Annotated in this window: 21 protein-coding genes, 2 tRNA genes and 1 pseudogene; 2 read left to right on the top strand and 22 right to left on the bottom strand. The window is 43.7% G+C overall.

Annotated elements, in window-relative coordinates; genetic code table 11:
• Nucleotides 1-9: 9 nt before the first annotated feature.
• The 8 genes from NST25_RS09625 to NST25_RS09590 all read right to left on the bottom strand — a co-directional run bounded on the left by NST25_RS09625 (nt 10) and on the right by NST25_RS09590 (nt 7,800).
• The gene (locus tag NST25_RS09625; protein ID WP_339190352.1) at nt 10-618 is read right to left on the bottom strand and encodes an RICIN domain-containing protein; all 609 of its coding nucleotides are present in this window, start codon (nt 616-618) and stop codon (nt 10-12) included.
• 184 nt (nt 619-802) lie between these two features.
• Nucleotides 803-1,339: an RHS repeat domain-containing protein gene (locus NST25_RS09620; RefSeq protein ID WP_339191155.1), complete on the bottom strand. Its 537-nt coding sequence runs from the start codon at nt 1,337-1,339 to the stop codon at nt 803-805.
• Between the two features lie 63 nt (nt 1,340-1,402).
• Nucleotides 1,403-1,858: a hypothetical protein gene (locus tag NST25_RS09615; protein ID WP_339190350.1), complete on the bottom strand. Its 456-nt coding sequence runs from the start codon at nt 1,856-1,858 to the stop codon at nt 1,403-1,405.
• On the bottom strand, nt 1,819-3,000 hold the full coding sequence (locus NST25_RS09610) for a hypothetical protein (RefSeq protein WP_339190349.1): 1,182 nt from the start codon (nt 2,998-3,000) through the stop codon (nt 1,819-1,821). Before NST25_RS09610 ends, NST25_RS09615 begins: the two co-directional genes overlap by 40 nt.
• A 40-nt stretch (nt 3,001-3,040) precedes the next feature.
• Nucleotides 3,041-5,047 carry a VCBS repeat-containing protein gene (locus NST25_RS09605; protein ID WP_339190347.1) on the bottom strand — a complete coding sequence of 669 codons (2,007 nt, stop codon included), beginning with the start codon at nt 5,045-5,047 and terminating at the stop codon, nt 3,041-3,043.
• 33 nt (nt 5,048-5,080) lie between these two features.
• The gene (locus NST25_RS09600) at nt 5,081-6,484 is read right to left on the bottom strand and encodes a GBS Bsp-like repeat-containing protein (RefSeq protein ID WP_339190346.1); all 1,404 of its coding nucleotides are present in this window, start codon (nt 6,482-6,484) and stop codon (nt 5,081-5,083) included.
• A 22-nt stretch (nt 6,485-6,506) separates the two neighbouring features.
• Complete coding sequence (locus NST25_RS09595; RefSeq protein WP_339190344.1) at nt 6,507-7,142, bottom strand: hypothetical protein; 636 nt, start codon at nt 7,140-7,142, stop codon at nt 6,507-6,509.
• A complete protein-coding gene (locus NST25_RS09590) occupies nt 7,099-7,800 on the bottom strand; it encodes a hypothetical protein (protein ID WP_340393859.1) in 702 nt (233 codons plus the stop codon). The genes NST25_RS09595 and NST25_RS09590 overlap by 44 nt, the downstream gene beginning before the upstream one ends.
• 659 nt (nt 7,801-8,459) lie before the next feature.
• Here NST25_RS09590 and NST25_RS09585 point away from each other — a divergent pair.
• Nucleotides 8,460-9,678: pseudogene (locus tag NST25_RS09585) on the top strand (IS256 family transposase).
• A 451-nt stretch (nt 9,679-10,129) separates the two neighbouring features.
• Here the strand turns inward: NST25_RS09585 and NST25_RS09580 are convergent.
• The 4 genes from NST25_RS09580 to nrdR all read right to left on the bottom strand — a co-directional run bounded on the left by NST25_RS09580 (nt 10,130) and on the right by nrdR (nt 11,575).
• Nucleotides 10,130-10,405 carry a hypothetical protein gene (locus NST25_RS09580; protein ID WP_339190340.1) on the bottom strand — a complete coding sequence of 92 codons (276 nt, stop codon included), beginning with the start codon at nt 10,403-10,405 and terminating at the stop codon, nt 10,130-10,132.
• A gap of 283 nt (nt 10,406-10,688) precedes the next feature.
• Nucleotides 10,689-10,761: transfer RNA gene (locus tag NST25_RS09575), tRNA-Lys, on the bottom strand.
• A 10-nt stretch (nt 10,762-10,771) separates the two neighbouring features.
• A tRNA-Ala gene (locus NST25_RS09570) sits at nt 10,772-10,847 on the bottom strand.
• 251 nt (nt 10,848-11,098) lie between these two features.
• Complete coding sequence (gene nrdR / locus NST25_RS09565; protein WP_036678976.1) at nt 11,099-11,575, bottom strand: transcriptional regulator NrdR; 477 nt, start codon at nt 11,573-11,575, stop codon at nt 11,099-11,101.
• 163 nt (nt 11,576-11,738) lie between these two features.
• On the opposite strand from nrdR, the gene NST25_RS09560 reads away from it, so the two are divergent.
• Nucleotides 11,739-11,957 carry an alpha/beta-type small acid-soluble spore protein gene (locus tag NST25_RS09560; protein ID WP_036678974.1) on the top strand — a complete coding sequence of 73 codons (219 nt, stop codon included), beginning with the start codon at nt 11,739-11,741 and terminating at the stop codon, nt 11,955-11,957.
• A gap of 84 nt (nt 11,958-12,041) precedes the next feature.
• Here NST25_RS09560 and NST25_RS09555 read toward each other — a convergent pair whose 3' ends face one another.
• The 10 genes from NST25_RS09555 to NST25_RS09510 form a co-directional block, all read right to left on the bottom strand.
• On the bottom strand, nt 12,042-12,605 hold the full coding sequence (locus NST25_RS09555) for a lytic transglycosylase domain-containing protein (RefSeq protein WP_036678971.1): 564 nt from the start codon (nt 12,603-12,605) through the stop codon (nt 12,042-12,044).
• On the bottom strand, nt 12,602-13,198 hold the full coding sequence (gene coaE / locus NST25_RS09550; protein WP_076220141.1) for a dephospho-CoA kinase: 597 nt from the start codon (nt 13,196-13,198) through the stop codon (nt 12,602-12,604). The genes NST25_RS09555 and coaE overlap by 4 nt, the downstream gene beginning before the upstream one ends.
• A gap of 9 nt (nt 13,199-13,207) precedes the next feature.
• Nucleotides 13,208-13,954, bottom strand: coding sequence for a manganese efflux pump (locus tag NST25_RS09545; RefSeq protein ID WP_339172773.1), 747 nt, complete (start codon nt 13,952-13,954; stop codon nt 13,208-13,210).
• 131 nt (nt 13,955-14,085) lie between these two features.
• On the bottom strand, nt 14,086-14,922 hold the full coding sequence (gene mutM, locus NST25_RS09540) for a DNA-formamidopyrimidine glycosylase (RefSeq protein WP_076124923.1): 837 nt from the start codon (nt 14,920-14,922) through the stop codon (nt 14,086-14,088).
• Nucleotides 14,923-14,974: 52 nt separating this feature from the next.
• Entirely contained in the window at nt 14,975-17,644 is a 2,670-nt protein-coding gene (gene polA, locus NST25_RS09535) for a DNA polymerase I (RefSeq protein WP_076191179.1), read from the bottom strand.
• Between the two features lie 189 nt (nt 17,645-17,833).
• Nucleotides 17,834-18,493: a phosphate signaling complex protein PhoU gene (phoU, locus tag NST25_RS09530; RefSeq protein ID WP_036678957.1), complete on the bottom strand. Its 660-nt coding sequence runs from the start codon at nt 18,491-18,493 to the stop codon at nt 17,834-17,836.
• A 73-nt stretch (nt 18,494-18,566) separates the two neighbouring features.
• Nucleotides 18,567-19,322, bottom strand: a complete 756-nt coding sequence (pstB, locus tag NST25_RS09525) for a phosphate ABC transporter ATP-binding protein PstB (protein WP_036678954.1) — start codon at nt 19,320-19,322, stop codon at nt 18,567-18,569.
• Nucleotides 19,323-19,520: 198 nt separating this feature from the next.
• Nucleotides 19,521-20,249, bottom strand: coding sequence for a response regulator transcription factor (locus NST25_RS09520; protein ID WP_036678951.1), 729 nt, complete (start codon nt 20,247-20,249; stop codon nt 19,521-19,523).
• A gap of 109 nt (nt 20,250-20,358) precedes the next feature.
• The gene (locus NST25_RS09515; protein WP_076124920.1) at nt 20,359-22,155 is read right to left on the bottom strand and encodes an ATP-binding protein; all 1,797 of its coding nucleotides are present in this window, start codon (nt 22,153-22,155) and stop codon (nt 20,359-20,361) included.
• Between the two features lie 178 nt (nt 22,156-22,333).
• On the bottom strand, nt 22,334-22,720 hold the full coding sequence (locus NST25_RS09510; protein WP_076124919.1) for a VOC family protein: 387 nt from the start codon (nt 22,718-22,720) through the stop codon (nt 22,334-22,336).
• Nucleotides 22,721-22,731 lie beyond the last annotated feature (11 nt).

The raw sequence follows: 22,731 nt of genomic DNA, 5'->3' as shown, positions 1-22,731 counted from the left end.
AACTCTCCATCATTGGGATGCGGTGTCGTTATGGGTCCATATCTGTATAGGAGTACCGTCAGCAGTATTTCCCCCTGTCACATCCAAAGCTTTTCCATTACCAGCATTTAATATTTTGTATTCTGCTCCATTACTTATCGCTTTAATGAGTCGCCACTTCTGTGCAGTTGTTCCGTTAGAGGCCCATATCTGTACAGGGGTCCCATTCGCTGTATCACCATTTGCAACGTCGAGAGCTTTATTGCTATGTATATTTATTAATTCATATGAACCGTCCCCTTGTTCAACTACTTGCCATTTCTGAGCTTCAGTTCCATTATCGTTCCATATCCGAACCCTCGTTCCGTTGGATGTCCCTCCATCTGCTACATCAAGTGCCTTCCCACTATTAACATTAATCAGCTTAAAAAGGCTATTTTCGGTTGTGCAGAGCAACCACCGCTGTGCATCTGTTCCGTTATCTGTTTCTATTTGAACCTTGGTTCCGTTCACACTATTTCCTGCGTATACATCAAGGGCCTTATTGCTATTCACATTCAATAGTTTGTATTCTGATGGTTTGCAATTTAGGTTTTTCCTTCCAATTAAGTTACCGTTGTTATCATACTGAAAATTCATACACTTCTCTCAGATATTCGTATTAGACTTAACCCACCTGTTCTTGAATAAGTGTATTTCATTGCTATGGCAGTCTGAGAGTTAATAAATAAAGCAAATACTAAAACAACTAATGCAATTTTTTTGATAAGTCATCCCCCATCCATTGATTTGTGCAATTGTGATCCCCCCCTTACTCCTTATTTCATCTATAATCAAAACTAGCCGAATCAAGATAGAATATCCCTGCCCCAGAATCTCCTGCAGATCTGATCAGAAAATATACATTTGCGAATACAGCTTTACTTGGTATTACTCCCTCATTGGTCAGTAACGTATACTTTCCACTAGCTTCGGTTATATCTTTAATGCTGCTGGAGACGAATGACCCATCCATTGCATAAAAGTCAATATACATTTGCACTCTGGATTGATACAACATGCTGATATTAATATTGCCTGAAACCATATAAGACTTATCAGGAATTACACGCAGAGACTGAGAGACGCCAACAAATTGATTAGCCGGAATTTCGAATCCCCTGACTTCCAAAGACTTTTGATCATGAAATGCCTCTAGCGTTCCCATTGCCGTTGTTTTCTTCGTCAAGTTTCCGTTCAGATCATATTTGTAAGAAATATTATATGTCTGGGTTCCTTTTATAAGTGTCTGGTTTAGCAAACGTCCCGCTGCCGAATAAGAATTAGTAGTTACATCCTTTGCCGGACTATTCTCAACCAGCCGAATTTCATCCTCTACTCCTGAAGGCTTATGAATTGTCCAATTCAGCGGTGTTTTAACCCCTTAATTACTTACTTCAAAGTCAGAGTTATCCAATAAGTTGGATCTATAACTGAATCTCATATCATCTAAATATACACTTGCTGTCCCGCCTCCACTGGTTGCACGTATAATGGCGTAGACACGGGCATAATCCGCATTAGAAGGTGATGTTCCAGTATTCGATATTATGGTATATCCTCCTTGAGTGGTAGCAGGCAATTCTACGATGTTCGCACTAATAAATGCACCTGAGCTTGTAAAAAAATCCGCATACAGCTGTACTTTGGCATTGGTGATACGATCCACCTTTAATCTGTCGCTCATCGTATACTTTTTAGCAGGTACAACTTTTAGCATCTGACTGATTCCAACATAATCATTAGCTTTTATATCCGATGCATCGATTTGCTGAACGGTATTCCCATAGCTTTCCGAAACTAGTTTATATGTATGGTTATCATTCCCGTAATTGGGCAACCACCACTTCCCAGACCGTTAGATCCAGGTGCTTCGAAGTTCCCGTTATTAAACAAATTGGCTTCTTTCGTATAATGAAAATCCAAGGAATCTACATACATGGTTCCTGAACCATTGTTCCCTGTGCCTTGAATGATTACATATATAACAGCATAAGTTGTATCCTTAGGAATTTGACCTGTATCCGATAATGTCATGTATGTTCCATTGGTCGGTTTAGCATATTCGAGAATAGTCGTCCCCGTATAATTGCCAGAGGAACTCATAAAATCAATATAAATTTGAGCCTTGGCACTCGATAGACTTTCTATTAACAATGCCCCGCTTGCTTGGAAAGACTTACCCGGATCGACCTTGATTTTTTGCAGGATGCCTGCATATCCATTAATCGGGAGAGACAAGACTTTCATTTTCTGGGCTCTTGCTCCACTTAACGAAGGATAGGCAACAGAACTAAATGCCGGGTTATACAAGGTCGTATAATCCCAATCGTCTGAATTAGCAGGTGTGTTTGAAAAGTTCTCATAGTCAGAATTAACAATCAGATTCGTGTCATTGGTGTATTGAAAAGAGATATTATCCGTAATAAAAGCACCGGAATTGACATCAGAACTAGAACGAATCAATGCATAAATGACAACGGATGTGGCCTCCGGCACACTGCCAGTTCCGCCTAGAGTAATGAATTGTCCTGTCGCCTGGTTAGGCAAGTCAAAAATCTTACAATCCACAAAAACCCCCTCATTATAAAAATCTGCGTATAATTGCACTCTAGCATTGGAGATGCTTTCAATATAAAATCGTCCGTTCATATTATACGGTTGCCCAGCTTTCACCGATAAGGTTTGGCTCACACCAGCAAAATGATTAGTCGGCAAATTACTCATGGAAACCTTCTGCGCTTTGCTTCCTCCAGAGACCTTTAAGCTGGTAACTTCAAAATTCCCTATGCCATGTGAGACCCAGTTATCAGCTATGCTATTGCCATTAGTGGTTATTTCAAAACCAGAGTTTTTAACTAAATTGTCTGAACTGATGCTTGCATCCGCCGCAATATAATTGGAATTAAACGTAGTAATTAAATTGAAGACTAGATATAAGGTAAGAACATATATTATTTTCTTTTTTATAGTGAAGGTCATAGAACATAACCGCTCCTTATTCATACCCATTTTCTTTTAGTCAATTAGAGCCAGATAAATAATCCCACACATACCAAGAGTCATCGGTAGTAATTACTATTGCTTCCAAACGACGATCTCCATCAATGTCTGCTAAACGGTACAACTTTGAACCGACACCACCAAATCCCGTAATCCAAGGTTCATAACCTGCAAAACTACTTCCATTTGATGCTGCTGCATACCAATTTCCGTTATTGATTATTACAGCATCCGCTTTGCCATCACTATTTACGTCGGCCAGAAGCTCATCTGCTGAACCAACGCCGTGGCCCTCAATCCACTTTTTGTACCCTTCGAAACCCTTTCCATTGGATAACGCTATGTACCAAGAGCCTTGCTGTTCATAAAAAACAGCAGCGTCTGCTTTCCCATCACCATTTACATCACCTAAGAACTCTTTGGAGGCTCCTGCACCAAATCCTGTAACCCATCTACTGTAGGCCTGAAATCCTTGACCCGTAGAGAGTGCAACATACCAGTTTCCGCTATTTTCGATAACCGCATCCGCTTTACCGTCTCCGTTCACATCAGCCAAGAATAAGCCGCTGGCCCCGACTCCATGCCCTGATACCCACAATTTATAACCATCAAACCCGCTTCCATTGGACAATGCCACATACCAGCTTCCGTAATTTACGATAACAGCATCGGCTTTACCATCCCCGTTCACATCAGCCAGAAGCTGAGCATCCGATCCCACGCCGTGGCCGGTAACCCATCTCTGGTAACCCTTAATTCCTTGACCATTCGACAGAGCGACATACCACGTTCCCGTATCCTTAATGAAGAGAACTGCATCCGCCTTCCCATCACCGTTCACGTCAGATGTAAATTGAGAGAAAATCTCTGATCCGCCTTCCAGTGACCATTGCTTATAACTTTGGAAGCTCTGACCATTAGATAATGATGTACTCCATTCTCCGCTCTCTTCACTGTAGTGAACAACATCTGCTTTGCGATCCCCATTAATATCAGCTAACCAATACGCGTTTCTTCCCACGGCACCTTCTATCGACCATTTATCATACGCTTTAAAGAAACTACCTCCTGACAAAGCTACATACCAATTCCCGTTATTGACAATCACGGCATCCGCTTTGCCATCCCCATTTACATCAGCCAGAAGCTGATCTGCTGAACCAACGCCATGGCCTTCAATCCACTTTTTGTACCCTTCGTAGCCCTTGCCATTGGATAATGCTATGTACCAAGAACCGTCCTGCTCATCGAAAACAGCAGCGTCTGCTTTCCCATCACCATTGACATCAGCTAAGAACTCTTTGGAGGCTCCTGCACCAAATCCTGTAACCCATCTACTGTAGGCTTGAAATCCTTGACCCGTAGAGAGCGCAACATACCAGTTTCCGCTATTTTCGATTACCGCATCCGCTTTACCGTCTCCGTTCACATCAGCCAAGAATAGGCCGCTGGCTCCGACTCCATGCCCGGATACCCACAATTTATAACCATCAAACCCGCTTCCATTGGACAATGCCACATACCAGCTTCCGTAATTTACGATAACAGCATCGGCTTTACCATCCCCATTCACATCCGCCAGAAGCTGAGCATCCGATCCCACGCCGTGGCCGGTAATCCATCTCTGGTAACCTTTAATTCCTTGATCATTTGATATTGAGACATACCACGTTCCCGGTTCCTTAAAAAAGAGAACTGCATCCGCCTTCCCATCACCATTCACATCATTGACGAATTGAATATTGGAGCCGAGTCCGTTTCCCAACTGCCACTGTGTCAGGCTTCTCGCCACCGACTTTCGGGTTACCAGGTTACCATTCAAGTCATATTTGTTTGTGACAACCGCATCACGGGTTCGATTCTCCGTTAATCTCCTAGATGGATCGTAGTTGTATACGGTTCCGCCTCTATCAACGATCTTAAACACTTCATCTATTGAGGCCGCTGAACCCTGCGTTGGTTTTACTATAAGAAGCAAGAATATAAAGACAACAATTATAGTTTTTATGTTCATTTGAACCTTCAAGATTTCCACTTCTCCTCACACTTTATCTTTTCACTAACGCGTAACATTCACCGTCACTCCTCCAACAGGCCGGCTATTGCCATAACCATCGTGAGCATACAAGTGAGTGTTGTAGCTTCCCGTTTCATTACCATGGTTGGCAAAAGGAATTCGGATCTTCCATTTAGATGCACTCTCGCGTTCGCCTTGATACCAAATGAGATCATCTTGGCCGTTATGATTCGTCCATGTCGGGAATTCAACGCGGGTTACGTTAGCCGGTATTCCGTCAATAGAGACTTCATAGTAACCCTCACCGATCTTTGTAGTTGCCGGTGCTTTCAATATTTGTGAATTCGTCACATCAAATTCCCATCCTCCCAGGAACTTGCCGCTGGAATAGATATGTGTGATATACCTGCCTGTCTCCGAATTGTGTTTGGCGTACACAACCGTTGCTTTCCATACGCCGTTTCCGACTTTTACGCCTTCAATCCACTCAATATCATCCTGATTATTACTAGCCGTCCATGTCGGGAATTGTACACTCTGGATGGACAGGTCTACCCCATAGATGAATACGTCATACGAAACACCGGACAGATCGGTCTCCTTAGACCCTCCAGCTCCACCTACCACATTGACTACTCTATTGCTAACTCCAGCCTTGTTCCCATACCGGTCAAACGTATAAATATGTGTATTATAAATTCCGGTTTCGAAGTTATGGTTACTAAACGGAATCCGGATTCTCCAAGATCCGTCGGCAAGTCTTTCGCCAGTTATCCAGGGATTGACTAAGTCGTCTTGTCCCATATAGTCTGTCCATGTTGGGAAGCGCACCTCTTTGACACTCTCGGGTATACCACTAGCCTGCACAGTATAGAAACCTTCAGCCAGCGATGCTTGTGTTGGTGCTGTGACCAACACTCCATTGTTCTGAACGTTAGCAACGAGATCACCCACAATTTTCATATCTGCGTAAATATGGGTGATATAGGTGCCTGCCTCTCCACCATGTTTGTTGAAAACTACAGTTCCCTTCCATACCCCATCAGCAAGTTTTTCTCCGACAATCCACTCGATATCATCCTGGTCGTTCCTCGCGGTCCATGTTGGAAAATGAACTTGCTGAACACCGGGCTGAAGCCCGCGGATATAGATATCATAGGATACTGAGGAGAGATCGAAGATATAAGGCCCGGATGAATTCATCCGGCTGCGCTTAATCAGATTCCCGTTAGCATCATATGTATATTGAATCATTGAGCGATCCGGCAGAATTTCTGTTTCCAGACGCCCTTGATTATAGGAGTATATGCGATGCGGAGATGAGCCGCCGGCATCAATCACAATGTGGTTCGTACTGGATGCCTCAGCAATGGCAGAGGAAGCTGCAACTCCTAAGACCAGGATAGACAGGAGGCATATCTTCTTTACAAGGTTCAATGTTTTCATACACAAGAAATTGCACGCTCCATTATTCACTATATTTTAATATCATTTGATTCACATAAAAGGTCCCGCTCCCGCCCGCTACAGTTGCTTGTAATCCCACATGGACCCTTGCACTAACAGCGTTGGAGGGAGTTCTTTCTGTTAATGACAGCGTAGAGAATTTCTGTAGCACTCCCACAGGGTAGTCAACATACTTCTCTGAGAGTAAAGCATCATTACGATCGAAGAACTGTATGCATAAAGAAACTTTTGTCTGCACCACACTCTCGACTAAAATATTTCCTTTGAACTCGACTAACTTATTTCCGCTTACCACAACATCTTGCAGTAGCCATGCTGCTCCATACTTCTCCCTCTTCATATTCACGCTAGAGAATTTTTGCCCGTAGGTATTTACTGTTTGAAGAGGGGACAAAACTTGAAAAGTATGATTCCCGGTGTCAGACCACGTCTGCCAGCTGTCTGCGATACCAACATTTGCAGTTGAAATAGTATCAAAGCTTGGGTTAGATAACATGTTCCTTTGAGGATCATGACTTAAAGCCATATGATCAACATAAATGGCCCCGTTGCCTCCCTCAGCAATGGCTTGAATCCCAACATGCACTCTGGCTCTAACCGCATCCGATGGCGTTATTGTATTTAGAGCTAACGTCATATACTTTTTGAGTATCCCTGCAGGATAGTCTACCGATTGCTGAGATGGGGACATTGGGTTGAGTGACTACATCTTGAAATAACCAACTGGCACCTCCAGTCTTCATGTTTGGAGTTGCCAATTTTTGTGCTCTCACACCTGAAGTCACCGGCGAAGAGACTACTTGTAACACACTTCCCCCAGAATCTGACCATCGCGACCAGCTTTCAGCCATTTCCTTTTGGGCGGATAGATTATTTTCAAAGCTAGGATTATTTAATAGATTGCCTGCGGTATCATATCTGAAGGCCATGTTGTCTACATAAAAAGCACCGCTTGCTCCCCCTTCCTCTGTCCTGATCCCAACATGCACTCTGGCCCGAACCGTTTTGGCAGGTGTTGTATCCGTCAAGGATAAAGTCATATAATTATTTAAATATCCCGAAGGGTAATCAACTGTTTTTTGAGAGAGTAATGTATTTGCTGCATCAAAATATTGGACACATAAGGATACCTTGGCTTTGTTAATACTCTCGATACTGACATCTCCATTTAACAGAACAGGCAAGTTTCCTTTAACAGTAACATCCTGAAATAGCCACGCTGCGGTACCAACCTTCATTCCTGATGCTGAAATCTTCTGTGCAATACTCTTAGATACTACTGTCGCCGGGATCACTTCAAATTTTGCACTACCGGTATCGCTCTATTTGTCCCAACCACTGGCTATTTCCGTGGCTCTATTAGCATTCAATTCAAAATTCGGATTTACCAGCATATTAATACTTCTAAACTTCCGTTGGACATTTCCGTTTAGATCATACTGATATTCAATAATCTCATTGGAGTGCAAATCTTCGTTTACTAATCTCCCGTTAGTATCGTAATAATACGTCCTACCTCCCGCACCGAGAGCTATAGAGTTAGTAAGGAATAGTGACGAAATGATCAATAATATTAAATAAAATGTTATCTTTGGCTTACTGCTCAGCAATGTATTTCCCACACTTTCTTTTCTCCAAGAACTTCCTCACCCATCATAAGGGACAGGCTCAACGTTGAGAACGGTTGTATTTTGTCGAAACACAACTCGTTTTGTCGAATGCGTAATAAATTGGTCACAATTAAAATAAAAGCTTTGAAATTAATCTAACTACTCCAGAGAAATAACAAAAAGAACCTTAGCGGCAAGTTCCACAAGGTTCTTTCTGTGTATATATTGTTTAATACAAAAAAATCATGTCTAAGACTGGAGAAGACTAAATGAGTCTGTAAAATATATTGTGGAAACTCTCAAACCCATTAAAATGGAATTAAGAGAAAGGTTGGGGAGAACACATGGGACTTTGGACAAAACAGCAGTTACGGGAATTTATTAAGGAAAACAATTTGGTAAGCGCACAGGATGCGTAGAATGCTCTAAAAGTTCTATTTACTGAAACGATTCAGGAGATGCTGGAAGCCGAGATGGATACTCATTTGGGCTACGGAAAGCATGAAGTGAAGGCGAAGCTCACTCCAAACAGTCGCAACGGAAAGATCCGTAAAACGGTAGTCAGCGAGTACGGCGAACAGGAAATCGCCATCCCTCGTGACCGTCTGGGCGAATTTGAGCCACTTGTCGTCAAGAAGCATCAATCGAACGTAACGGGCATCGAGGAGCAAATCATTGCGCTATACGCCAAAGGGATCAGCACAGAGAAATTTAAGACCACCTGGGCAGATGTACGGTATTGAATTCTCTCCTACACTTATTTCCAATGTCACCAATAAGATTGTTCCCCTCATCAAAGAATGGCAGAATCGGCCACTGCAAGGTGTATATGCCATTGTCTATCTGGATGCGATCCACTTCAAGGTCAAGCAGGATGGAGCCATTGTCAACAAGGCTGCCTACATGGTCATTGGTATCAATCTGGATGGAAACAAGGATGTTCTAGGCATGTGGGTGGGTGAGAATGAGTCCTCCAAGTTCTGACTCAGCGTGCTGAATGAACTCAAGAATCGCGGAGTACAAGATATCCTCATTATTTGCGTGGATAACCTGTCTGGGTTCTCTCAAGCCATTGCCGCCTGTTATCCCCAAACTGAAATCCAAAAGTGCATTATTCACCAAATCCGCAGTTCTACTCGGTACGTGTCGTACAAGGACATAAAGAAAGTTACTGCCGATTTAAAACTCATTTACAAGGCAGCTACGGAAGAAGGAGCCTTGCTTGAGCTTGACCGTTTGGAGGAAGTTTGGGGAGCAAAGTATCCACTAATTATCCGTTCCTGGCGAACAAATTGGGACGAACTTGCTACCTTTTTTAAGTACCCGCCTGAGATCCGTAAACTCATCTATACCACCAATATGATCGAGTGTTACCATCGCCAGCTTTGCAAAGTAACGAAGGGAAAAAGCATCTTTCCTACGGATGAGGCCTTGCTGAAGATGCTCTATTTAGTCACTGTCGATGTCACTCGGAAATGGACAGGCCGTTTCCAAAACTGCGGGCAAATACTGCTCCAGTTGTCAGTCTTTTTTCCTGATCGGGTCGGTCAACACTTGCGGTAGATTTGCAACTTCCCCCTCGGGGGAACCTAGGCTTTAAAGAGTTTACACAAAATTATTGACAGACCCTTAGAGTTCAACATTGAACCTCCGAAATGAATCCCCCCTATTAAATAATATGTAGAGTAATACTTATGGACTTATTTATTAATTTTTCGAATTCTTCCGTCTACGGTGTGAAGCCTTTATCTCCAAATAAATACGCTACTTATCTTCTAGCTAAAAATAAAAATTGCCTTCTCTATTGCTAGATAATCTATTTATTTTATAGTTAAAACTAATATTACGTGTAGTGTTAGGCTCAGCTGGATCTTACTTATATCCTTTTGTAAAAATACTTACCACTTCTCCGTTTCTGGTGATTCTCCCAGTACCGAAGCATTTCCAATAATTACTTTAGATGGCCCCTGTGTAATAACACCAGGATTACTAGAAAAGCCGAATGAATAATATGTCAGACTGAAGGATCCTTCAAACGTTTCATCTCTAGATGTTTATTTCCGTATTTTTCTCTCCATTCTTCAAGGAATGAAGAAAAAGTCATCTTTTCAGGAGCTATATATTCACCAGTTTCAGCTTCAGTTTGGAACTTAACTAGTTCTTTTTCAGCTTCTCTAATGCCATTAGCTTTTATGGATTTCGTCCGTCTAATTCTTTTACCACGTGCATCATATCCCGCTTCGACAACAAGCCTAAATGAATTTTTACCCCGTTTTTCAATACTCGCCATTTACCTGCCTCCCTTAGAGGATTGTATTATTCATCCTCTCCAATTGAGACTGTGTTAAACAGCTAATTAAATATTTCGTCCCCAATTCGTCCCCAACGCTTTTTTTCAATCAACTTAACAACAATTGAAGTAACAATAAAAGCAAACCAAAAGGGTATTTCCGCCACTTTAGTTTGCTTTATCCACTTCATGTTTTCAATTCAGTAATTGATCCTTATTCATCCGGAACTGCAAAAATCGCATAAAACAACAAAAAAACGGCATTTCTGCCGTTTCTTTAGGATGGACTCTCAGGGGCTCGAACCCTGGACAAATAGATTAAGAGTCTACTGCTCTACCAACTGAGCTAAGAGTCCATATGATGTTTGGTGGAGCCAAGGGGGATCGAACCCCTGACCTCATCGCTGCCAGCGATGCGCTCTCCCAGCTGAGCTATGGCCCCAAACTGAAATTTCAGATATATGTAATCACACATTTTTTAATTTTAGTTTGGTCGTAATTGAGTTGTTCCGATAAACTCAAGCGTCGTAGGCGACTTCTATATAATATAAAAAATCGCCCTCTATGTCAACACTTTTTTTAAAATTCATTTTTCCAATCAAATTCCCCGCTCAAAACTCAGAGGAAACAAACCAGTACAAGCACTCCTAACAGACCCTAGGATTGGCTGTAACGCCCTAACTGGACAAAACCCTATAATCCCTCTAATTCTCCCGTACTCTTGGATAGCAGCCCCTTGAGTTCCTTCATGAACATATTAATATCCTTGAACTGGCGATATACGGACGCAAAACGAACGTAAGCCACTTCATCTACTGGGTAGAGCTGCTCCATCACGAATTCACCAATCTGTTGGCTTTCCACTTCCGCAACGGCGATGCCGCGCAAAGATTTCTCAACCTCGGACACGATCTTTTCTAGACGTTCCACAGAAACCGGCCGTTTCTCACAAGCACGGATGAGACCGCGGAGTATTTTATCACGACTGAATTCCTCACGGCTGCCGTCTTTTTTAATTACAATCAGTGGCGTTTCTTCAATCATTTCAAAAGTAGTGAAACGTTTGCTGCAACGCTCACATTCACGCCTACGACGGATTGACTTATTTTCATTCGCTGGTCGCGAGTCCAGCACTTTAGTATTTGTGTGATCACAGTAAGGGCATTTCATAAGCTTCATCACTTCCTAATACATAATGGTTTGGTCCCGGAACGTTATAAATCCGGCTTTTGAACGGCTTTTTTATTATTTCCAGAAATCACCGTTTTTTTCTTGTAATGATAATGGCAAGTCCGGCACATAATACAGTTACCAACAGAGGAGGTGAACAGCAATGAGCCAAAGCAACAACTCCAATAACCTTGTAGCTCCAAATTCCCGCGGTGCCTTGGAACAACTTAAATACGAAGTTGCCCAAGAACTAGGAATCACGCTTTCCCCAGATGGTTACCAAGGCAATAAAACTTCTTATGAAAATGGTTCGATCGGTGGTTACATCACTAAACGTCTTGTAACCCTGGCAGAACAACAACTGGCAGGTCAATACAAATAACCTGACCAACATAAGCTTTTTGAAGAAGTATTAAACGACCTACAGGTCGTTTAATACTTCTTTTTATACATAACACGGTAGAAATTAAAATTCTTTGTAAATGTCCGTGTACTGATCATAGTAATAATTAACGCGCTGTACATAATGCCTGGTTTCACCAATGGGAATATCTTTAATGGTTGCATCTGTCCCATCCCAGATCCCTTCGTCCAACCAGCGTTGAACTTTTCCGGGTCCAGCATTATAGGCTGCGATAATTGCTGTACGTTTACCTTCGAACTGACGGGATAAAGTTGAAAGATACCATGTACCCAGTTCAATATTAGCCGAAGGCTCATGCTTGAGTTCTTCCATAGATACGTTTGGAAGCTTGGCCTTTTCCAGCGCCCACTTCGCGGTATCCGGCATAAGCTGCATCAGCCCTAGTGCGCCTTTTTTGGATTCTCGTCCAGTTTTGAAGTTCGTTTCTACACGAATAATCGCGGTTACAAGAAACGGGTCTATCTCATAAGTGATGCTGTGCTTGCGAATCTCATCTTTAAAATGGATGGGATAAAACCACGACATCCAGTTAGTACTCAGAAACAATATTGCCGTAAAACCCACAAATAGCAGAAGCAGTACTCTTTTTTTACGTAGCCATTTCATGATAAACCCAGCCTGTCCCAAAACACAGCAACCTGTTGCTCAGTGTACGCAAGATCGCCACTGTTGTCGATGATGTAGTCCGCTTTATTACGTTTCTGCTCAATATCCATCTGTGCATTCAATCGCGCTTCTGCTTCTTCTAAAGAGAGCCTATTACGTTCCATTAATCGAGCAATTTGCATTTCACGGGGAACGTAGACTACTACAATCTCATGGAACAGGGTCTCAAGCCCTGATTCAAAAAGAAGCGGAATATCCACAATAATAAGCCGCTTCGGCTCTTCCTGCTCCATGCTGTACATACGGTCTTTGATTTCCTGCCGGATAGCAGGATGCGTCAAATTGTTCAAGGTTTGCAGGGCCACAGGATCTTGAAAGACGATTTCACCTAATTTGGCCCTATTCAGTGTTCCATCCGGAAAAAGGATCTCTTTTCCGAATTGCTTAGCAGCAGCCGCCAACACTTCATGCCCGGGAAGCATAACTTCTCTGGCGATCACATCGGCATCAACCAGCCTCGCTCCCTTGTTCACAAGCAGTGCAGACACTGTGCTTTTTCCGGATGCGATTCCTCCGGTTAAGCCTATAATCATGTACTCACCTCATAATAGCTTCAGTATTCCCATTGCAATTAATAATAACGCTGGTAATGCGGCAGCATGCTTCATCCAGTAGTTCCCGGCAAATCTAAGTCCAGTCTTCATACCCAGCAATAGAAATGTACCACTAAACAAAGCTATTGTAAGTGATGTCCATATCGGATTGAAGCCAAGCAGCGCTGCGCCAAGTCCAGCCCCAAAAGCATCCAGAGAGAGCGCAATCCCCAGTATCATCGCTTCCATCGAAGAGATGCTTCCTGAGGCATCCATATCCGCAGAAGACGGGGTACGCAAGATCTGTACTACAATCCCCAAACGGCGAAGCTCAAGTGAAAAAACAGCTGATTTCAACGGTTCATCATTCATAACAGGTTCTGTACCCGCTTCAGAATCAGCAGCTACCTCTGCCCAAGCCTGCTCGGATAATGAGCCCTTATCTACCGTTTCAGCTTTACGTCCGCCATCTGCATCTTTCTCTTTCTGCATCAGCATCTGAACAAGCGACCAGCATCCCATTAGCACAAGTATAACCGCACCAACTATAGAAGCTGCATTCGGAGACACTACCTTGGCAAGCAAAACCCCAACCTGCATCGATACACAGATAACTACCCCCGAACAGAGCGAGATAATCAGAACGGAGAGCAGTGGTATTTTCATTTTACGCAGCCCATATGTAATTCCTACACCAAAACCATCCAAACTCAAGGCAAACGCTAGCAATAGCAGTGAAAATAATGGGCTGAGCACCCGCAATCCCTCCTGTGAAGAACCGGAAAACTGAAATTTTATCGTTTCAGCTTCCGTTCTCTATTAAGCATTCTTCACACAGTATATGGGCGGGACAAGTAGTGGGTGCCAACCTTATTATTTCAACAAATTCAGTGAACAGTCGGACGCTGGCAATTTGGACAATAATGCGTGCCACGACCGCCTACAACCGTCTTCTCAATCATCGTTCCGCAGTTACTACACGGCTGATCTTTACGACCGTAAATCAATAGCTGCTGCTGATACGTACCGCTCTCACCTTGGCCATTAACATATGACTTAACAGATGAACCTCCGGCGTTAACCGCTTCGGCCAGCGTGCTTACAATTGCATGATGCAGCTTGTCCAATTGATTGTCCGTGAGCGCTTTGGCGCTGTCTTCAGGATGGATACCCGCACGGTGCAACGACTCATCTACATAAATATTGCCGATGCCGACGATATATTCCTGATTAAGCAGCAGCGATTTAATTTTGGTGCTTTTACCGGACACGATCTGCTTAAACCTCTCCGGTGTAAAAGAAGGCTCCAGCGGCTCCTGCCCCAGCTTATTTAAAGGCGGCAGCTGAAGATCTTCTCCCATCTGAAAAAGATGCATCGTCCCGAACTGGCGAACATCCGTGTAACGCAGCTCAGTTCCATCCGTAAAATGAAAAATCACATGTGTATGCTTGTCCAGTGGGTCATCATTTGAAAAAAGTCCGTAACGGCCTTCCATCCGTAAATGTGACACAAGCACCAGACCATCCAGCACAATACGCAAAAACTTTCCTCTTCGTTCAACTTTTACAATGCTATGACCTGCCAGCAGGTGGGCAAAAGCCTGAATATCATCCGGACGCTGAATAATCCGCGCCAACCGGACGGTTACATTCTCTATCTGCTTTCCATTAACTAACTCATTAAGTGTTCTCTTGACTGTCTCTACTTCCGGTAATTCCGGCATGATGTCTTCACCTCAACTACATTATAGCTGATATGCACACCTTAAAGGGAGTCTATTTCGCCTCGTACCAGTTACTTCCAAAGCTGACCTCTGCCTTAAGCGGCACAGATAACTTCAGAGCTCCACCCATTACTTCCGGCAAAAGCGTCTTCATAAGCTCCATTTCATCCTCTGGCACCTCGAATACAAGCTCATCGTGTACTTGAAGCAGCATACGGCTCTTAAGCCCACGATCAAATAATGCCTTGTCCATATGCACCATCGCCAGCTTGATTATATCCGCTGCTGTTCCCTGTATAGGTGTATTCATTGCTGTCCGCTCCGCAAAAGAGCGCAGATTAAAGTTCTTCGCATTAATCTCCGGCAGATAACGGCGACGTTCGAGCAATGTGGTCACATAACCATACTTTCGTGCCTCCACTACAATATCGTCCATATAGCGGCGCACACCCTGATAAACCTCAAAATACTGTTCAATAAATTGCGCGGCTTCCTTACGCGGAATATTCAGATTCTGCGAGAGACCGTAATCACTGATCCCGTAGACGATCCCAAAGTTAACGGCTTTTGCGGCACGGCGCATATTACTGTCCACCTGTTCTGCGGTCACACCGAACACATCCATCGCTGTCTTCGTGTGAATATCCATATCATGCAGAAAGGCTTCCTTCATCCGCTCATCGCCGGAAATATGTGCCAGCACACGCAGTTCGATCTGCGAATAGTCGGCTGCTAAGATGGACCAGCCCGGTTCGGACGGAACGAATACCTTGCGGATTTTGCGTCCTTCCTCTAGACGAATCGGGATATTTTGCAAGTTCGGGAATTGGCTGCTAAGCCGTCCTGTAGCGGCAATTGTCTGCCGATAGAATGTATGCACCTTCCCTGTGTTCGGGGAAATTTCTTTAAGCAGCCCCTCTACGTAGGTAGATTGCAGCTTTGCAATTGTGCGATATTGCAGAATCAAACGCACCACATCGTGGTATGGCGCCAGTTTCTCAAGCACTTCGGCATCCGTGGAATAACCCGTCTTCGTCTTCTTGACGACAGGCAGACCTAGCTTTACAAACAAGATTTCACCCAGCTGCTTTGGTGAGTTCAAATTAAACTCAGTGCCACAAATCTCGTATATTTCACTGACCAATTTGGAAATTTGCGCCTCGAATTCTTTTCCAAGCTCTTTAAGATCACCAGCATTGACTGCAATCCCCTGTTTCTCCATATCCGCCAAAATCCGTGACAAAGGCATTTCCAGATCCTCGAATAGCCCTGTCATTGCGGTCTCCACCAGCTCCTGCTGTTGCTTCTGTGCGATTCCAAGAACCGTTGCACTCTTTCGTGCAACGTGATTTCCTAAAACTTCAAGCTCAGGGATTTTGTATTTGGCACCTTTACCAAATACCTCTTCATCAGGAGAGAGCCGCGGCAAGCCGTATTTAGCAGTGAGATCATTTAGATTCTGATTAGCCTCCGTAGGATCAAGCAAATAAGCCGCCAGCTGCACATCATGGGCTGCACCTGCAAAAGCAATTCCCTGCCAGTGTAGAGCCAAATCAGCGCGGTGAAGATCATATCCACTTTTCGGAGCCTTTTCATCTCCTAGCCAATCACGCAGCTTCGCAGCGGCCGGTTTATGCAGTAATTCAAACGGCACATAGTAATGCCGCTCCAGAGAGGACAATCCTATTCCGATTACCTCGGCACGATGCGGATTATCTCCATACGATTCCACATGCAACGCCGAAATATCAGCCAGGGCTTCACTGAGCTCCTTAAGTTCTTCTTCACTTACGATCGTAATATCAAGTGCCGCAGCTTCTACTTCAGCTGCACTCTCCTCACCCTCGGCAACAGGAGCATAAGCACTAAGCGACAAACGTTCCAACAATGATTTAAATTCCAGCTTGGCAAGCGCTGGTCCGGCTGTATCCGCTGAAATTCCATTGAAGACCATGTCTTCCCACGAATGCTCAAGCGGTACTTCACGATAGATGGTCGCTAATTTTTTACTCATCACCGCATCTTCCGCATGGGTTTCCAGTTTCTCTTTCATTTTACCCTTTAGCTCACCGGTTCCAGCTAAGACACCTTCCACTGATCCAAATTGATGCAGCAGCTTCAAAGCTGTCTTCTCACCTACGCCGGGTACTCCCGGGATGTTATCACTTGCATCGCCCATCAGCCCTTTAAGATCAATGATCTGCTCAGGGGTTAGGTCATATTTCTCCCGGATTTGTTCCGGCCCATAAAGCTCAACTTCGGTGACCCCTTTGCGGATTAAAGCAACGGTCGTATGTTCAGAGGCCAGCTGCAACATATCCTTGTCTCCCGACACGATCATAACCTGCCGTCCCGCTTCATCCGCCTGGCGTGAAATGGTGCCAATAATATCATCAGCCTCATAATTGCCAATTTCAAACTGCGGTACACCTAAATTAGTCAGCAATTCCTTCAACAAAGGGAACTGCTCGGAGAGTTCCGGCGGTGTTTTTTGCCGGCCGCCCTTATAATCTTGATAACCTTCATGCCGAAAAGTAACTTTCCCTGCATCGAAAGCGACAATCATATGTGTCGGTTTATGTTCTTCGATTAAACGAAGCAGCATCGTTGTAAATCCGTACACCGCATTTGTCTGTTGCCCTGCTGTATTCGTCAGCGGGGGCATCGCAAAAAAAGCACGGTAAATAATATTGTTTCCATCTATAAGTATCAACTTGTCCATAGTGCACCTCGCCTTTTTCATGCTTACTCCTTACATCTTACCATATGCCCTGTACAAGTAGAAACGGCTTTACCAACCTAAACAGTGGGATAAGCTGATATGTTAAGGATATACAACAAGTAGCCGCCCTTTTAAAAGGGCGGCTACTTAGTTTAACTAAAGATATAACAAAAGCTGTGTAAGTGCAAATTACTGATTCAAGTCCGGACGGCTGCCTGTGACCAGATAAACAACACTCTCACCAATGTTAGTCGCATGATCGGCAATCCGTTCAATATAACGGCCTACCAGCGTTAATAACATAGCTTGGGATACAGAATCCGGTTTTGCCACCATATAACTATATAGCTCATTGATCATCGAACCATATAATTGATCGACCTGATCATCATCTTGTGCCATTCTATAAGCCAGATCCGTGTTCTCATCCAGATAAGACTGGATAGCCTCATCAATCATGGTCGTCACAATTTCCGCCATACGTGGAATGTCTACAAGCGGCTTGATCAGCTGCTGTCCATGGATGCGCATAGTTGCTTTCGCAACATCAATAGCCAAGTCACCCATACGTTCCAAATCGCTAGATATTTTGAAAGCAACGATAATGCGGCGCAAATCTTTTGCTACAGGCTGCTGTGTAATAATTAGCCGTGAGCCAATTTCCATGATTTTATCTTCCATGGCATTCAGCTGCAAATCTGCTTTAATGATTTCCTGAGCGCGCACAGTATCAAGATTCTGTAAAGCAACAATTGCTCCACCAAGAGCATCTATTACATGTTCACCCATCTGCTGCAGCAGACTGCGCAGCTCTTCCAAATCTTTATCAAATTCTTTTCTGCGAATCATAGTAAGAGCGATCCTCCTCATTAATGTATGGTCAGCTTGCCATTTCCAAGGACGAGCGCCCTTGTAGCCCGTATCAGCCGAAACGTCCAGAAATATAATCTTCGGTGCGGGAATCCTTAGGAGTAGAGAACAACACCTCTGTATCCGCCGCCTCTACAATTACACCATTCAAGAAAAACACGGTTCGACCAGATACACGTGCCGCCTGATGCATGTTATGAGTAACCATAACGATTGTATACTTACTTCTTAATTCCTGTACAAGCTCCTCTATCTTGAGCGTAGACACAGGATCAAGTGCAGACGTTGCCTCATCCATGAGCAGAATATCCGGCTGTACTGCCAAAGCTCGGGCGATACACAGCCGTTGCTGCTGTCCGCCGGACAAGCTAAGGGCAGATTTTTTCAGAAAATCTTTAACTTCCTCCCACAGCGCGGAATGACGCAGACTTTGCTCTACAATCTCATCCAGTTCGCTCTTTGAACGAATGCCGTGCAGGCGAGGACCATAAGCTACATTGTCGTAAATCGACTTCGGAAAAGGATTGGGCTGTTGGAATACCATGCCCACCTGCTTACGCAGGCTTTCTACCTCTACCTCGTCACTATAAATATTTTTGCCGCCGATGTTTACAGTTCCTTCAATACGTGTACCAGGAATCATATCATTCATACGATTCAGCGTGCGCAACAGAGTGGATTTTCCGCAACCGGAAGGTCCAATAAAAGCAGTAACCTGTTTCTCCGGAATTTGCAGATTCACATTCTTCAGTGCGTGAAATGACTCATAGTAGAGATCAAGTTTCTCTATGTCAATGATGGATTTCATTAGTATTTACGTCTCCTTCTCATCATCTTCGTTCTCCATAATAAGCTTTTAATGTAAATACAGTTGGAGAGAAATGTTAACGCAATGTAAAATTGGTGAAGATGAATTAGTCCACGTGATAGTATTCCCTACAATTCGGCGTGTAATCTCACCTGAATCTTGTTTATGAACGGGATAAAGAAGAAAACTCCAGTCATGCTAAATGACCGGAGCTCTCTTTTTGTTAACAACTAATTTATAACCTACACCTCGAATGGAATCGATATGGACGGATTCTGGATCTAGCTCAAGCTTTTTACGAAGTGAACTTACGTGCACATCAACGGTGCGCTGTCCACCAATATAATCAAAGCCCCATACAGCGTTCATAAGATCATCTCTTGTCAGCACTACCCCTGGTTTACGAGCCAAATATAACAATACCTCGAACTCTTTCGGTCGCAGGTTAATGCTATGTCCACCTAAGGAAACTTCATACCGCTCAGGATAGATTTCTAGTTGTCCCAGAATGATCGTAGAAGCAGATATAGGTGTCTCTTGTGGAGCCTCCTCAGCAAGACCGGAAATCCGCCGCAATACAGCGCTCACTCTTGCAAGCAATTCGGATACCCCAAAAGGTTTGGTTATATAATCATCAGCACCGGATTTCAGCCCTCTAACCACATCTTCTTCAGCATTTTTAGCAGTCAATACGATAATAGGTGTGCGGATACCTTGTCCACGCAATTTATCAAGGATGTCAATGCCATTCATTCCTGGCAGCATCAGATCCAATACGATCAAGTCAAAAGGTTCCCTCGTCGCACGATCATATCCTGCCGTTCCATGATCCTCTACCGTCACCTCGTAACCTTCCTGCGTTAAGTTATAGGACAGCAGCCGGGCTAGTGTCGGTTCGTCTTCAATGACAAGCAATCGTTGAGCCATAGGTTCCCCCGTCTTCCATATAGTTTGATTTTTACAAAACAGCAACAAAACCATCATATCACCGTAATGTTAACTTAGTGTAAAATTGAAAAAGTGAATTTACAAAAATCTAATCGGTCTTTTCTTCCTGCAGTAAAGGCAATTCAATCACAAAGGAACTTCCGATTCCCAAATCACTTTCAACTGAAATCACTCCATGGTGCATATCTACCAAATGCTTTACAATAGACAGCCCCAATCCGGTTCCACCGGAGCTTCTGGATCTTGCCTTATCCACCCGGTAAAAACGTTCAAAAATACGCGGAAGATCTTTTTTAGGAATCCCCATACCTGTATCGCTAACAGTAAATTGAACATTTTCGGAGCCGTCTGGTTTCAGTAGACTCTTAACGTAGACCTTTACGTTTCCGCCTTCATGTGTGTAATTAATCGCATTAGAGAACAGATTCATAAAGATTTGACGCAGCTTATCCTCATCCGCCTCAATGAATAGCTCCTCAGGAACCTCTACATTAAGACTAATGTTTTTCTTCTCAGCGACTTTACTGATGGTTCCCAGCACGGAATCAAAGAATTCAATGATATGAACCGGTGAGCAATCGAGCTGCACCCGTTTTGATTCGATTTTAGATAATTCCAGAATATCTCCAATCAAGCGATTTAAACGCTCGTTCTCATCATAAATAATTTGCAGGAAGGATCTCGCCGTCTTCTCATCTTTAACTCCGCCACCCAGTAAGGTCTCGGCAAACCCTTTGACCGCTGCAACCGGAGTCTTGAGTTCATGCGATACATTAGCTACAAATTCACTACGCATCCGCTCCAAACGGCGAATTTCCGTAACCTCTTGCAATAGGAAAAGCATACCTCTGTACGTACCATCCTGGATCATCGGAACCGCGTCCATCCGTACAATTCGCTCTCTTGGGTTATAAATACTTCGTTCTTCATGAATCGGCTCCCGGCTTAACACCCCTTCTTCAAGCAGACGGGTTAGCTCATAATGCCGTTTTAACTCTTTGTACGAATGACCCGCCATTTCACCGTTACTGACATCAAGCATTCGCTCTGAAGCCCGATTAAGCAGCGCAATCTCTTCTTCCGCATTGATCATTATGATGCCGCCAGTCATATTATCCAGCACGCTTTGCAGCAGATCCTCATTATCACGAATCGTCTTAAGCTGGTCTTGAAGACTGTCTGCCATCGCATTAATCGCTGTAGCCAGCTGTCCAACTTCATCTTTACGCTTCAAATGAACTCTGGCATCATAATCCAGATCGGTAATCCGCCGGGCAACTCTTGTGATTTGCTCCAGCGGGGAAGTCATGCTTGAAGCTACTTTATAGCTCACAATAGTTGCTGACAAGAACAAGATAATTAGACCTGCAGCCATGATCATCCAAGCATGCTTAAGACCTTGCGTTACAGCATCAAGTCCCATTGAGACCCGAATATAGCCGTCAAATCCCTGATCAGAAGTTACCTTTCCAGCCACATATAACATCTCATGCTTTAGAGTTTCGCTGTAACGGATTGCCCGTCCAGTTCCCTCTTTCGCAGCCCCTATCTCTTCTTCACGATTGGAGTGGTTGTCCATTTCCAAGGGGTTTTTCTCAGAATCGCCAATTACTTTACCCGACTTTGTAATAAACGTTATCCGAGAATCTAAAAGTTTAGAAATATGCTCCGCCTGTTCAGTGTAATACGGGATCGCATTCGAAGAATTCATATCAACAAATTCCAGTGTGCCTGAGAGCAAGCTTATTTCCCGGGACATATTCTCTTCCAGAGCAGTTATATGGGAGCTCTTAAACAGATGAGCCATCGTAAATCCAGTACCAATCATGGAAATACCGATTAAGGCCATAAGTATAAACGTAAGACGAGCACGAAACGGTTTCATCTGAAATTTGCCTCTCCCTTTATCATTGTATCTTTTATCCTAACTTCATTTTCTTCAAAATACCAGTACGACTATGACCGTGACATAAGCCCCCCAGAGTAGATTATATAAAAATAACAGCCCGAGTTGATTAACTCTGGACTGTTACTTTGTATTACTTTTGTAAAAACACATGAGTTTATTCTGTACGGGTGGCAAGAAACCACTGATTACCCTGACGGTCTCTAACCCCTGCTCCTCTTTCTCCATAGGATTTATCCAGTGGTTCTTCAATAATAGAAGCCCCGGCATCCAGGCACTTGCGGTAGGTCTCATCAACATTTCTTACATAAAGATGAATGGCAAGCTGTACCGGTGAATACTTTTCATTCGCTTCGGAAATCTCAATGATGGAATCACCGATTCTGACCTCGGCATGCCTAATCCTTCCCTCATCATTTCGCAGCATATCAATAATTTTGGCATCAAAGCAGTGCACAACAAAATCTATCAATTGGTCTGCATCTTCCGCAATAAAATACGGCGTAACGTTAAGAAACCCATTTCTAATATAATGTGGTGCCATTCGTTGTCCTC

The organism is Paenibacillus sp. FSL E2-0190, from assembly GCF_037992965.1.
Classification (GTDB): Bacteria; Bacillota; Bacilli; order Paenibacillales; family Paenibacillaceae; genus Paenibacillus_AQ; species Paenibacillus_AQ odorifer.
This window is presented reverse-complemented; position numbering and strand designations above follow the sequence as displayed.

Bases quoted from the DNA above. Each gene is read 5' to 3' on its own strand.
- NST25_RS09595 (WP_339190344.1), bottom strand. From the start codon at position 7,142: ATGACGTTAGCTCTAAATACAATAACGCCATCGGATGCGGTTAGAGCC.
- phoU (WP_036678957.1), bottom strand. From the start codon at position 18,493: ATGATTCGCAGAAAAGAATTTGATAAAGATTTGGAAGAGCTGCGCAGT.
- NST25_RS09510 (WP_076124919.1), bottom strand. From the start codon at position 22,720: ATGGCACCACATTATATTAGAAATGGGTTTCTTAACGTTACGCCGTAT.
- nrdR (WP_036678976.1), bottom strand. From the start codon at position 11,575: ATGAAATGCCCTTACTGTGATCACACAAATACTAAAGTGCTGGACTCG.
- mutM (WP_076124923.1), bottom strand. From the start codon at position 14,922: ATGCCGGAATTACCGGAAGTAGAGACAGTCAAGAGAACACTTAATGAG.
- NST25_RS09600 (WP_339190346.1), bottom strand. From the start codon at position 6,484: ATGAAAACATTGAACCTTGTAAAGAAGATATGCCTCCTGTCTATCCTG.
- NST25_RS09515 (WP_076124920.1), bottom strand. From the start codon at position 22,155: ATGAAACCGTTTCGTGCTCGTCTTACGTTTATACTTATGGCCTTAATC.
- coaE (WP_076220141.1), bottom strand. From the start codon at position 13,198: ATGATTATAGGCTTAACCGGAGGAATCGCATCCGGAAAAAGCACAGTG.
- NST25_RS09580 (WP_339190340.1), bottom strand. From the start codon at position 10,405: ATGGCGAGTATTGAAAAACGGGGTAAAAATTCATTTAGGCTTGTTGTC.
- NST25_RS09625 (WP_339190352.1), bottom strand. From the start codon at position 618: ATGAATTTTCAGTATGATAACAACGGTAACTTAATTGGAAGGAAAAAC.
- pstB (WP_036678954.1), bottom strand. From the start codon at position 19,322: ATGAAATCCATCATTGACATAGAGAAACTTGATCTCTACTATGAGTCA.
- NST25_RS09560 (WP_036678974.1), top strand. From the start codon at position 11,739: ATGAGCCAAAGCAACAACTCCAATAACCTTGTAGCTCCAAATTCCCGC.
- NST25_RS09555 (WP_036678971.1), bottom strand. From the start codon at position 12,605: ATGAAATGGCTACGTAAAAAAAGAGTACTGCTTCTGCTATTTGTGGGT.
- NST25_RS09610 (WP_339190349.1), bottom strand. From the start codon at position 3,000: ATGACCTTCACTATAAAAAAGAAAATAATATATGTTCTTACCTTATAT.
- polA (WP_076191179.1), bottom strand. From the start codon at position 17,644: ATGGACAAGTTGATACTTATAGATGGAAACAATATTATTTACCGTGCT.
- NST25_RS09520 (WP_036678951.1), bottom strand. From the start codon at position 20,249: ATGGCTCAACGATTGCTTGTCATTGAAGACGAACCGACACTAGCCCGG.